This is a genomic window from Streptomyces sp. URMC 126, assembly GCF_051386555.1.
Lineage (GTDB): Bacteria > Actinomycetota > Actinomycetes > Streptomycetales > Streptomycetaceae > Streptomyces.
The window spans coordinates 1-11,215 of sequence record NZ_JBPQTX010000235.1 but is presented as its reverse complement, the minus strand read 5'-3'; the positions used below and the strand labels follow the sequence as shown (position 1 = coordinate 11,215).

General features: G+C 72.9%; 12 protein-coding genes. 1 reads left to right on the top strand and 11 read right to left on the bottom strand.

The annotated features are described in order from the left end of the window. From ACSNOK_RS24300 to ACSNOK_RS24250, 11 genes are all read right to left on the bottom strand, one after another. Positions 1 to 832: diacylglycerol kinase family protein (locus ACSNOK_RS24300; RefSeq protein ID WP_436782884.1), on the bottom strand; the 832-nt coding region annotated here is incomplete at its 3' end. A 104-nt stretch (positions 833 to 936) separates the two neighbouring features. Then, positions 937 to 1,902, bottom strand: coding sequence for a twin-arginine translocase subunit TatC (gene tatC / locus ACSNOK_RS24295; RefSeq protein ID WP_436782883.1), 966 nt, complete (start codon positions 1,900 to 1,902; stop codon positions 937 to 939). A gap of 69 nt (positions 1,903 to 1,971) precedes the next feature. Beyond that, complete coding sequence (gene tatA / locus ACSNOK_RS24290; RefSeq protein ID WP_436782886.1) at positions 1,972 to 2,253, bottom strand: Sec-independent protein translocase subunit TatA; 282 nt, start codon at positions 2,251 to 2,253, stop codon at positions 1,972 to 1,974. A 271-nt stretch (positions 2,254 to 2,524) separates the two neighbouring features. Further along, positions 2,525 to 2,740, bottom strand: a complete 216-nt coding sequence (locus tag ACSNOK_RS24285) for a hypothetical protein (RefSeq protein WP_171167988.1) — start codon at positions 2,738 to 2,740, stop codon at positions 2,525 to 2,527. A gap of 97 nt (positions 2,741 to 2,837) precedes the next feature. Next, complete coding sequence (locus tag ACSNOK_RS24280; protein ID WP_436782882.1) at positions 2,838 to 3,110, bottom strand: hypothetical protein; 273 nt, start codon at positions 3,108 to 3,110, stop codon at positions 2,838 to 2,840. Positions 3,111 to 3,117: 7 nt separating this feature from the next. Continuing rightward, the gene (locus ACSNOK_RS24275; RefSeq protein ID WP_436782881.1) at positions 3,118 to 4,080 is read right to left on the bottom strand and encodes a helix-turn-helix transcriptional regulator; all 963 of its coding nucleotides are present in this window, start codon (positions 4,078 to 4,080) and stop codon (positions 3,118 to 3,120) included. A 112-nt stretch (positions 4,081 to 4,192) separates the two neighbouring features. Next, complete coding sequence (locus tag ACSNOK_RS24270; RefSeq protein ID WP_436782880.1) at positions 4,193 to 5,287, bottom strand: helix-turn-helix transcriptional regulator; 1,095 nt, start codon at positions 5,285 to 5,287, stop codon at positions 4,193 to 4,195. A 125-nt stretch (positions 5,288 to 5,412) separates the two neighbouring features. Continuing rightward, positions 5,413 to 5,787, bottom strand: a complete 375-nt coding sequence (locus ACSNOK_RS24265) for an FKBP-type peptidyl-prolyl cis-trans isomerase (RefSeq protein ID WP_436782879.1) — start codon at positions 5,785 to 5,787, stop codon at positions 5,413 to 5,415. 150 nt (positions 5,788 to 5,937) lie between these two features. Continuing rightward, complete coding sequence (locus ACSNOK_RS24260) at positions 5,938 to 7,035, bottom strand: FKBP-type peptidyl-prolyl cis-trans isomerase (RefSeq protein ID WP_436782878.1); 1,098 nt, start codon at positions 7,033 to 7,035, stop codon at positions 5,938 to 5,940. 180 nt (positions 7,036 to 7,215) lie between these two features. Next, a complete protein-coding gene (pafA, locus tag ACSNOK_RS24255) occupies positions 7,216 to 8,577 on the bottom strand; it encodes a Pup--protein ligase (protein ID WP_436782877.1) in 1,362 nt (453 codons plus the stop codon). Positions 8,578 to 8,586: 9 nt separating this feature from the next. Next, the gene (locus tag ACSNOK_RS24250) at positions 8,587 to 9,846 is read right to left on the bottom strand and encodes an MFS transporter (protein ID WP_436782876.1); all 1,260 of its coding nucleotides are present in this window, start codon (positions 9,844 to 9,846) and stop codon (positions 8,587 to 8,589) included. Between the two features lie 250 nt (positions 9,847 to 10,096). On the opposite strand from ACSNOK_RS24250, the gene ACSNOK_RS24245 reads away from it, so the two are divergent. Continuing rightward, positions 10,097 to 11,083, top strand: a complete 987-nt coding sequence (locus tag ACSNOK_RS24245) for a LacI family DNA-binding transcriptional regulator (protein WP_436782885.1) — start codon at positions 10,097 to 10,099, stop codon at positions 11,081 to 11,083. Positions 11,084 to 11,215 lie beyond the last annotated feature (132 nt).

Below are 11,215 nucleotides of genomic sequence, written 5' to 3'. Positions count from 1 at the left end.
CCCGCTCCCCGTCCGCGTACGCCGCCACCCCCACCGCCTCCAGCGACACCCGAGCGGCACGGAACACGCTCACGGCGGGATGCCGCAGATGCGTACCGCGGTACACCCGGGGAAACACCCGCACCAGCTCGGCCCGGCCGCACGGCCCGACCACCGTCACGTCGAACAGCCCGTCGTCCATCCGCGCCCCCGCGCAGATCCGCATCCCGCCCCCGTACGACCCGCCGTTCCCCACGGCGACAAGCGTCGCCTCGACCAGCCGCTCCGGCCCGTCGTCGAGCCGCAGCCGGTACGGGATCGGCCGGAGCGCGGCCAGCTCGGCGAGCAGCGCCAGGTCGTACCGGAGCCGCCCGGCGGGGAACCGCATCCGGTTGCCGCGGTCGTTGACGCGCGAGTCGAGGCCGGAGGCGAGGACCGTGCCGAAATACGGTCCGCCGACCACCCTCCCCAGATCGCGCGGGACGCCCCCGTCCCCCTTCAGTGAGCCGGCGATAAGCCGCGCCGCCGCCTCCGGGTCGCCGACGGGCAGCCCGTTGGCGCGGGCGAAGTCGTCACCCGTCCCGACGGCGACGACGCCGAGCGGTGTCGGCGTCCCGGCGACCGCCTGCAGGGCGAGCGACACCATCCCGTCCCCGCCCACGGCGATCAGCGCGCCCGTACCGCCCGCCACCGCCTCCCGGGCCCGCCGCAGCGCGTCGGCCGCGTCCACGCCCACGACGGTACGGACGGCGTACCCGGCCGCGCGCAGCACCCGGGCCGCGGGCAAAGCGGCCCGCGCCCCACGGCCTCGTCCGGCCGCCGGATTGACGAAAAGCGTAATCTCGCTGGTCACGCGCGGACCCTACCGGCCGCGCGGGACACCGAACGCCACGGGGCGGCAGCCTTGTACGGCTGCCGCCCCGGAGGCGTCGAGTCCGCTGTCACGGACCGGGTGGATCAGGTGAAGTCGTCGTACCCGTTCCGTCGCACCGGCTCCCCGTTGTGCCCCTGGCGACCGGACCGGTCGGCCGCGGTCAGCGGCTCCCCGTCGTCGATCGGCTCGGGGGTGAGGTCGAGGGGCGCCGCCTCGTCGTCGTCGAGGAGACGGTCCGGGTTGGCCCGGCCCCTGCGCTTGTCGTTGAGCATGGCGATGCCGACGGCGATGAAGTAGAGCGCGACGATCGGCCCGGCCAGCATGAACATCGAGTAGGGGTCGACGGTCGGCGTCGCCACGGCGGCGAAAATCGTGACGCCCATGATCATGCCGCGCCACCAGCCCAGCATCCGGCGGCCGGTGAGAACACCGCCGAAGTTGAGCAGCATGAGCAGCAGCGGCAGCTCGAAGGAGAGGCCGAAGACCACGACCAACCGCATGATCAGGTCGAGCAGTTCGTCAAGCGGCAGAAGGTTCTGCACTCCCGTGGGCGTGAAGTCGATCAGGACCTCGGCAGCCGTGGGAAGGATCGTGTACGCGAACCAGGCACCCGCCGCGAACAGCGGGACACCGGCCGCGACGAAGCTCAGCGCGTACTTCTTCTCGTGCCGGTGCAGGCCCGGCGCGAGGAAGGCCCACAGCTGGTACAGCCACACGGGGCTCGACACCACGAGGCCGGAGACCAGCGACACCTTCATCATCAGGGCGAAGGGCCCGGTCAGTCCGGACATGGTGAGGTTGGCGCACCGGGTCTGCTCGGTGGGCTTCTTGTCGAGCAGCTCCGCGAGGGACACCTTGCAGCCAATGGCGTCCTGGATCGGATGCTGGAAGATCTCGATGATCTCGCGGTAGTAGATCGCCGAGACGATCGAGACGATCACGATCGCGATGACGGACTTCGCCAACCGGTTGCGCAGCTCACGGAGATGCTCCGCGAGCGGCATCCGCCCCTCGGGGTCCTTCTCCTTCTTGCGGGCAGACTTGGGCAACCCACGTCCCTATCTCGTGCGGCAGGCGGTCGCCTCCAGGGCGGCCGCCTCAAACGTCGTCCTCGGTCGTCAGCGCTGCGTCGTGCGGTCGGCCGGCTCCTGCACCGGGCGCGAGGTCACGTCACCGGGGGCCGCCTTGATCGTACGCGGGGCCGCCGCCTGCTGGTCCGCGGGCTCGGCGGGCGCCGAGGCGTCCTTGCCCTCGGACTTCATCGCCTTGGCCTCGCTCTTGAGGATGCGGGCGGACTTCCCGAGGGCGCGCGCCATGTCGGGGAGCTTCTTGGCACCGAACAGCAGCACGACAACGACGAGAATGAGGATGATCTCGGGGGCCCCGATCCGTCCGAACAACATAAGCGTTTACCTTCTCACCGAAGCGGTTTAGGGGTGTGGAGCTGTGGACCGATAAGACGTTTTGTCCAGCAGTCGTACGGCAGCGATCGTAACGCGCAAGGATGAACGCCGGGCAATCCCCGCGCGTACTTCCCCGCCGTTCCCCCCGCTGTTCCCGCGTGCGACCCTCCGCTTCGTCGGCAGGGTCACCCGCACCAGCGTACCGCCAGCGCCTCCGGCGGAGGAGACGGCCGTCGGCCGCTTCCGGCCCGCCGGTGCGCGCCAGGCTTCACTCCGGGCGCACGCCGTGCGCCACCCGCGCCGCCTCGGCGGCGAGCGGGACGGCGGCCCGCTCCAGGTCCTCGGTCGCCCGGGTGATCCGCCGGGAGCTCTCCTCGACCTGCCGGGCCAGCCGGCGCACCTGCACCAGGACGAGCGCGGCGAGCACGCCGAGCACGGCGATGCCGCAGAAGGAGAGGGCGACGGCCAGCATGGGGAAGAGCATGGGGACGAACCTACCGAAGGCGGGACGGGAGACGGGCACGGGCCCGGCAAACCGCTCCCCGGGCCTCGAAGGCCCCAAGCCCCGAAGGCCCCGGGCCTCAGACCGTCGAGTGCAGCCGCAGCGTCCGCACCCCGCCGCCCGTCAGCAGCTGCACGATCCGCTCTCCCGCCGGCTTGCGCACCGACGCGCCGCAGTCGGGGCAGGTGAAGGAGTAGAAGGTGGTGCGCCGGCTGCCGCCGATCGCCAGCCGGAGCGCGGCCGCCGTGAGCTCGAAGCTCCCCCGGCAGTCGGGGCAGGCGGCCTTGAAGACCGTGCCCGGCAGCTCCCGCGCGTATCCGTTCACCCCGGTCGCCCCGTTCACTCCGGTCACCCCGGCCTCACCCGCCGTACGCCGCGAGGGCCTCGCGGGCCGCGTCCCGCGCGCTGGCGGCCAGCTCCGGGGGCGAGACGATACGGCCGTCCCGGCCCAGCCGCAGCGCCAGCCGGCGCAGCGAGGCGGGGTCGGGGGTGCGCAGGGTGATCCGCAGACCGCCCTCGGGCAGCTCCTCGGCGCTGTCGTGCGGGTAGTACTCGGCGACCCAGCGCCCGCCGGGGCCCACCTCGACGACGACCTCGGGGTCCTCGGCCGCGGGCTGCACCAGTCCGGCCGACAGGTCGCGCGGCTCGACCGGCGGCGGGTCGGAGACCTCGTCCAGCAGTCGGATTTCGGCCACCCGGTCCAGCCGGAAGGTGCGCCGGGCCTCCGAGAGCCGGCACCACGCCTCCATATAGGTGTGACCGACGGCGAAGAGACGGATCGGGTCGACCTCGCGCTCGGTCAGCTCGTCGCGGGCCGGCGAATAGTAGCGGACCCAGAGCCGGCGGCGTTCGGCGATGGCCCGGTCGACGTCGGCGAAGACGCCGCCCTCGGACTCGAAGGTGACCGAGAGCCGGGAGCTGGCGCCCGCCGCCTCCCCGGCCGCGGCCTCGATCTTGGCGGTGGCGCGCAGCAGCGCCTGCCGGTCGCTCTCCCGCAGACCGGGCAGGGTGGCCACCGCGCGGGCGGCCACCAGCAGCGCGGTGGCCTCGTCGGCGGCGAGCCGCAGCGGCTCGCCCGTGCTGGTGCCCGACGCGTCCGGGTTGTGCCACCAGATGCGGTCGCCGTCGGTGTCGATGTCCAGCAGGTCGCCGCCGCGGAAGCTGGTGCCGCACATCGGCAGCACGTCGAGGTCGCCGATCAGCTCGTCCTCGGTGATGCCGAAGGCCCGGGCGACGTCGGCGACGCGGGCGCCGGGGCGCTCGCGCAGGTAGGTGACCAGCGACAGCATCCGCCGGGTCTGGTCGATGGCGTTTCCGGCCATGGGGGGTCGGTCCGTGCCCTTCTGGTTCGGGGTCCGCTGGGTCCGCTCGTCGGGGTGGGGTGGTCGGCTCGTCGGGATGGGGGCTCGCCGCCGGGGCGCGCCGGCGCGGCGGTCAGTCCTTGGCCACGGCCCGCAGCCGTTCGACGACGTCGGCCCGCAGGTCGTCCGGTTCCAGTACCACCACGTCCGGGCCGAACTCGACGAGCCAGGCGTCCAGGCCGTGCCCGTACGGGATCTCCAGTTCGTCCCAGCCGTCGCCCAGGTCCCGGCGGTTCAGGGCCTTGGCGCGCAGCGGGTAGCCGTGCCCCGCCCTGACCTTGATCAGCGCGGTGCCGGTGGCCGTCTCGCCCGCCCAGCTCTCCACGGTCTCCCGGACGGTGACGTGGTCGGGGACCGGCGCGGTGAACGGCAGGGCCCGCGAGCGGACCCGGCCGGTGATGCGGGAGAGGCGGAAGACGCGCTCCGCCTGCCGGTCGCGGTCCCAGCCCGCCAGGTACCAGTGGCCGCGCCAGCACTCCAGCGTCCACGGCTCGACGTGCCGCTGCTCGGGGCGGGCCGCGTTGGCCTTGCGGTAGTCGAAGACGACGGTACGGCGGTCGCGCGCCGCAAGCATCAGCGGTTCGAACGCCGCCTCGTGCACGGGGATCCGCGTCTCCAGGGCGCCGCCCTCGTACGCGTCCTCCGCCAGCGGCATCCCGGCCGCGCGCAGCTTCTGCAGCGCGCCGCTGGCCGCCGACGCCAGCCGCGCCTGCTGCCAGACCTTCGCGGCCAGGCCCAGCGCCGCGGACTCCTCGACGTCGAGGGTGATCGGGGGGAGGCGGTTGCTGTCCCGGCGGGCGAGGTAGCCGGTCTCGCCGTCGGCGCCCTCGACCGTCTCGATGATCAGGCCGAGCTCGCGGAGGTCTTCCTTGTCCCGCTCGAACATGCGGTTGAAGGCGTCGTCACTGCCGGTGGCGGCGGTCCGGGAGGAGGAGGCGGCCCGGCGGGCGGAGCGGGCGCCCGCGGCGGCGTCCGGCCCGGCGTCCGGCTCGTCCGCCGGCCCGAGGGACGTGTCGTACACCGGCCCCGAGGCCACGTCGTTGCCGGGCCCGAAGGCTTCGAGGTAGGCCTCGATCGACCCGCGCAGCTCCCGCTTGCTGAGCGGACGCCGCGTCCCCAGCAGGCACAGCGCCAGATTCATCAGCCGCTCGGCCTTGGCAATCGCCATCGACGCCCTCTCGCCCTCTTCTCATGTTCTTTCAACCGATGACCGTACCGCTCACGGGTCACCCGGCAAAAGCCGAGGGCCCGCGCGACGTGCGCGGGCCCTCGGCCGGAACCGGTCGGGGTCGGTCAGACGCCCATCAGGTCGCAGACGAAGATCAGCGTCTCGCCGGGGGCGATCACGCCGCCGCCGGCGCCGCGCTCGCCGTAGGCGAGGTGCGCGGGGATGGTCAGCCGACGGCGACCGCCGACCTTCATGCCCTGGATGCCCTTGTCCCAGCCCTCGATGACCTGGCCGCCGCCCAGCTTGAACTCCAGCGGCCGGCCGCGGTTCCAGCTCGCGTCGAACTCCTCACCGGTGGAGTAGGCGACGCCCACGTAGTGGACCTTGACGAAGTCGCCGGCCTTGGCCACCGGGCCGTCGCCCTCCCAGAGGTCGACGATCTCCAGGTCGCTGGGCGCCGGGCCCTCCGGGAAGTCGATCTCCGGCTTGTCGATGTTCACGTAAATGCTCCTAGAACGATTCTGCGGACAACCGTGCAAGTTTCGCAGATCGGTGATCCGCGTTCGGCCTCGATGTGCCGGCCGGACGCCGCCCGGCTGCCGCCCGGCCCCGGGCCGCTCCAGGCCGGCCCCGGGCCGGGCCGGCCCCCGTCAGACCTTGCCGACGATGTCCACGACGAAGACCAGCGGGGCGTCGGCGGGGATGCCGCTGCCGGGCGGCGGGCTGCTGCCGTACGCCTGCTCGGCCGGGAGCACCAGCAGCACCCTGTCCCCCACGTGCTTGCCGACCAGGCCCTTGTCCCAGCCGGAGACGACGGAGCCGGTGCCGATCTGGAAGGCGGTGGCGCCGCCGTGGTCCCAGGACGAGTCGAACTTCTTGCCGCCGTCCCACAGGACACCGGTGTACTGGGCGATCAGGCCGTCCCCGGCCTTGACCTCCGGGCCGTCACCCTTGACGAGGATCTGCTCCTTGAGCTCCTTGGGCGCCTTCTCCCCCTTGGGGATGGTGATCTCGGCCGCCTTCCCGGACTCGGCCTTCACCTCCGGCATCCCCGGCTCGGGCTTCGCCTGCTCGCCCTTGGCCTCCGCCTTGGCGTCGGCGTTGCCGGTCGCCACGATGTCGAGGACCCACACCAGGGTCTGGTCGGTGTTCTGCTGGACCTTGTCGCCGTACATCGACTTCAGCGTGCCCTCGGCCCACACCCGGGTGCCGGTCTTGTGACCGACCAGTGCGTCGGCGACCGGGGCCGGCACCTGGCCGCCGCCCTCGCCGACGCCCACCCGCTGCACCATCTCGCGGCGCGGCCCCTTGGTGTCCTGGCCCGGCTCCGGGTTCCAGGTGCCCTTGGGCGGGCTGCCCTCCTGGGTCGACTGCACCGTGAAGGCGAGCCGGACGAACGCGCCCTTCTCCACCGTGGCGCCCTTGCCCTCGGTGAGCGTGCTGATCCGCACCTTGTCGGAGCCCTTGGCGTCCTTCGGGGCGGAGATCTTCGGCTGCTCGCCGAAGGCGCCCGACACCGTGATCTTCGAGCCGTCGCCCTGCGCGGACTTGGAGCTCTCCGAGGCCTTGGAGCTGCTCTCGGCGGACTTCTTGGAGCCGCCGTCGTCGTCCGAGCCGCAGCCCGCGGCGGTCAGCAGCAGGACGGGCACGGCCAGGGCGGCGGCCAGACGGCGGGACGGGCGGGTGCCGCTCGCGGTCCTCGCGAGGCGACGGGATTGCGGGGATCGTCCCGCGGTGAATCGCAGCATCGGTCCAACTCGGGCTAGGGGGTGGCTGAACAGTGCCCGCCACTCTACGGCCTGCGCCCCGCCCGGCACCCCCGTCCGACACGGCGGTGCGCCGGACCGAGGGGTCCGGCGCACCGATGTCGCGTTCACTTCCCCGAATTCACGCTTTCCGGCCGTGTACGCGGCAGGCCGTGCTTCCGCTCACATTCCGGCAATCAGCTTTTCCACCCGGTCGTCCACCGACCGGAAAGGGTCCTTGCACAACACGGTGCGCTGCGCCTGGTCGTTGAGCTTGAGATGGACCCAGTCGACGGTGAAGTCCCGGCGCTGTTCCTGCGCGCGGCGGATGAAATCGCCGCGCAGCCGGGCCCGGGTGGTCTGCGGCGGCACCGACTTGCCCTCGAAGATCTTGAGGTCGTTGCACACCCGGGCGGCCTGGCCGCGCCGCTCCAGCAGGTAGTACAGCCCCCGGCGGCGGTGGATGTCGTGGTAGGCGAGGTCTATCTGGGCGACCCTCGGGTGGGACATGCTGATGCCGTTCTTCGCCCGGTAGCGCTCGATGAGCTGGTACTTCATCACCCAGTCGATCTCGGTGGAGATGCGGTCCAGGTCCTCGTCCCGGATCGCCTCCAGGGACCGGCCCCACAGCTCCAGCACCCGCTCCACGACGCCCGTGCGGATGCCGCGCCGCTCGCAGAAGTCGACGGCCTTCTCGTAGTACTCCTGCTGGATCTCCAGGGCGGAGGCCTCCCGGCCGCTGGCCAGGCGCACCTTGCGGCGGCCGGTGATGTCGTGGCTGACCTCGCGGATGGCCCGGATGGGGTTCTCCAGGGTGAGGTCGCGCATCACCGTGCCCGCCTCGATCATGCGGAGCACCAGGTCGGTGGCGCCGACCTTGAGGAGCATCGTGGTCTCCGACATGTTCGAGTCGCCCACGATGACGTGCAGCCTGCGGTAGCGCTCGGCGTCGGCGTGCGGCTCGTCCCGGGTGTTGATGATCGGGCGCGAGCGGGTGGTGGCGGAGCTGACGCCCTCCCAGATGTGCTCCGCGCGCTGGCTGACGCAGTAGACCGCGCCGCGCGGCGTCTGGAGGACCTTGCCGGCCCCGCAGATCAGCTGACGGGTCACCAGGAAGGGGATGAGGATGTCCGCCAGACGGGAGAACTCCCCGTGCCGCGCCACGAGGTAGTTCTCGTGGCAGCCGTAGGAGTTCCCCGCCGAGTCGGTGTTGTTCTTGAAGAGGTAGACGTCGCCCGCGATGCCCTCCTCGTGCAGGCGGCGTTCGGCGTCGACGAGCAGACCCTCGAGAATGCGCTCGCCCGCCTTGTCGTGGGTGACCAGTTCGATCACGTTGTCGCACTCTGGTGTCGCGTATTCCGGGTGCGAGCCCACATCGAGGTAGAGACGGGCGCCGTTGCGCAGGAAGACATTGCTGCTGCGGCCCCAGGAAACGACACGGCGGAAGAGGTACCGCGCCACTTCGTCAGGCGACAGTCGGCGCTGTCCCCTGAACGTGCACGTGACGCCGTACTCGTTCTCCAGCCCGAAAATGCGGCGGTCCATGCCTGAACACTACGCCTGATGCCCTGCGCTGAAACCGGGTTCGACGGCACCGTTCCGATCGGATTCCGAACGCGCGACGACGGGCGACGCCTTCTCGGGGGCGGTCAGCGCCTTGCGCGCCGCCAGCAGGACGAGCGCGGCGGCGATCCCGCCGCCCGCCGCGACCGCGAACCCGGCCCGGGCACCGCCCGACTGCACCGCCGGTCCGACGATGGCCGTACCGATGGACGCGCCGACGCCGAACGAGGTGACCAGCCAGGAGAACGCCTCCGTGGCCGTGCCCGCCGGGGCGTGCCGGTCGACGACGACGAACGCGCAGGCGAGCGCGGGCGCCAGGAAGACACCGGCGATGCCCGCGAGGACGGTCATCGGGACGACGCCGGGGACGAGCAGCAGCGGCAGGTAGCAGACGGCCAGCGCGGCGATGATCATCCGCAGCCGCCCCTCCGGCGCGCCGGCCCACTGCCGGCCGCCGTAGACGACACCGCCGACCAGGGCACCGGCGCTGAGCGCGGACAGCAGGTAGCTGGAGATCATCTGGTTGCCGTGCGCGTCGGCGTAGGCGACGGAGGCGACGGCTATGGAGCCCAGCGCCGAGCCGACGAAGAAGAAGGTGCCCAGGACGACCAGCAGGCCGCGGGAGCGCAGGGCGCCCAGCCAGTGGGCCTCGCGCGGCTCGCTGCGCCACTTCCGCGAGGGCGGGGAGCTGACCACGGCGAGCGCGCCGAGCACGCCCAGGGCGTTGATGACCAGCAGCGCGGCGGCCTCGGACCACTCGCGGACGAACAGCATCACGATCAGCGGGCCGACCGCGTACATGACCTCCTGGGCCACGGCGTCCAGGGCGTAGGCCGCGTGGATGCGGTCCTCGCGCTCCAGGACGGACGGCCACAGCGCCCGCAGGCCGCCCTCCAGCGGCGGGGTGAAGAAGCCTGCGACGATCATGGCCGCGTAGGCGACGGGCAGCGGCTCCAGGCCGACGACGGCGAAGAGGACCATGCCCAGGGCGGACAGCACGGCCGAGGGCAGCATGACGCGCGGCTGGCCGTAGAGGTCGACGGCCCGGCCCAGCAGCGGCTGGCCGATGGCGTTGGCCACGCCATACGCGGCGGAGAGGGCGCCGGCGAGGGTGTAGCTGCCGCCCTCCGCGCGGGCGAAGAGGACGACCGCCAGCGCGGCGGTGGCGGTGGGCAGCCGGCCCACCAGGGTGCCCACCAGCAACCGCGCGGCGTACCGCGTCCTGAGCATCTCGCCGTAGCCCGCCGCCATCATCTGCCTCTCTCGACCGGCCGTGGCCGGGTCCGCCGGGACGTTCCTGCGTCCGTCCGTGTGGTTTTACGTATAACGTTGACGGGTTATACGTACCATGTCGGCAGCTCACGGGTCCACCCGTGGGGAGTCGGCGGAGAGGGGCGTCACCGCGGTGACGGACGGCGAACAGAACAGAGGCGGCGGCGGGGGCCGCTGGCCGACGGTCCGGGGGGCGCACGCGGCACCCGCCCGGGCGACGAGCCGGGACGTGGCCCGCGCGGCCGGCGTCTCCCAGGCCACGGTCTCCCTGGTCATGGGCGACAAGTGGCGCGGCCGGGTCTCCGAGGCACGCGCCGAGGCGGTCCGCGCGGCCGCCCGCGAACTGGGCTACCGCCGCAACCTCGCCGCCCGAGACCTGCGCCTGGGCCGGACCCGGACCGTCCTGCTCGTGGTCCCCGCCCTCACCAACGAATTCTTCGCCCGGGTCTACGCCGGGGCCGCGCGGGTCGCCGGCGAACAGGGCGTCGGCGTCCTCCTCTACCCCTCCCCCGAGGGCATCGGCCCCGCCCGGGACCCCTTCGCCTCCGCCCGCGCCGCCCTCGACGGCGTGATCGCCTCGTCCATGGCGGTCGACTCGCTGGCCGCCCTGCGGGCCGGCGGCCTGCCGGTGGTCATGCTCGACAGCGACCCCCGCGGCGCGGAGGCCGCCGCCACGGTCAACCCGGACATCGCCGACGGCATGCGCCAGGTCGCCGCCCACCTGCTGGACCTCGGCCACCGGCGCTTCGCCCACCTGGCCGCCGAGGTCGACTCCTGGACCTTCCGGGTCCGGGCCCGGGCCCTGGCCGACGCGTTGCGCGGCGTCCCCGACGCTCGGGTGCTGCGCACGGAGCCGGCCGCCCTGAACGTCGACGCGGGCCGGGCGGCGGCCGAACGCGTCCTCTCCGGGCCCGGCCCGCGGCCGACGGCCCTCGTCTGCGACGACGACATGCTCGCCGCGGGCGCCTGCAAGGCCGCTCGGCGGCTGGGGTTGCGGGTTCCGGACGATGTCTCGGTGACCGGGTTCGCCGATCTTTCGCTGGCGACGGCTGTCGACCCCGAGCTGACCACTGTGCGGTTGCCTGCGGAGGCGGTCGGGGAGGCCGGCATGCGGGCGCTTGCCGCGGTTCTCGACGGGCGGCCCGACGGTGCGGCGGCGTTGCCGGTGTCCCTGGTCGCCCGCGACTCCAGCGGCCCGGCCGCGCGCGGCGCCTGACGGCTAGGGGTGCCCCGGTCCCGCCCTTTCACCGTTTCTTGCAGGGGCTGCGCCCCCGCACCCCCGAAGCGCCCTCCGGGCGCTGTCCTCAAACGCCGGACCGGCTAAATCAAGCCCGTCCGGCGTTTGAGG

Bases quoted from the DNA above. Each gene is read 5' to 3' on its own strand.
- ACSNOK_RS24285 (WP_171167988.1), bottom strand. From the start codon at position 2,740: ATGCTCTTCCCCATGCTGGCCGTCGCCCTCTCCTTCTGCGGCATCGCC.
- ACSNOK_RS24275 (WP_436782881.1), bottom strand. From the start codon at position 4,080: ATGGCCGGAAACGCCATCGACCAGACCCGGCGGATGCTGTCGCTGGTC.
- ACSNOK_RS24270 (WP_436782880.1), bottom strand. From the start codon at position 5,287: ATGGCGATTGCCAAGGCCGAGCGGCTGATGAATCTGGCGCTGTGCCTG.
- ACSNOK_RS24260 (WP_436782878.1), bottom strand. From the start codon at position 7,035: ATGCTGCGATTCACCGCGGGACGATCCCCGCAATCCCGTCGCCTCGCG.
- pafA (WP_436782877.1), bottom strand. From the start codon at position 8,577: ATGGACCGCCGCATTTTCGGGCTGGAGAACGAGTACGGCGTCACGTGC.
- ACSNOK_RS24250 (WP_436782876.1), bottom strand. From the start codon at position 9,846: ATGGCGGCGGGCTACGGCGAGATGCTCAGGACGCGGTACGCCGCGCGG.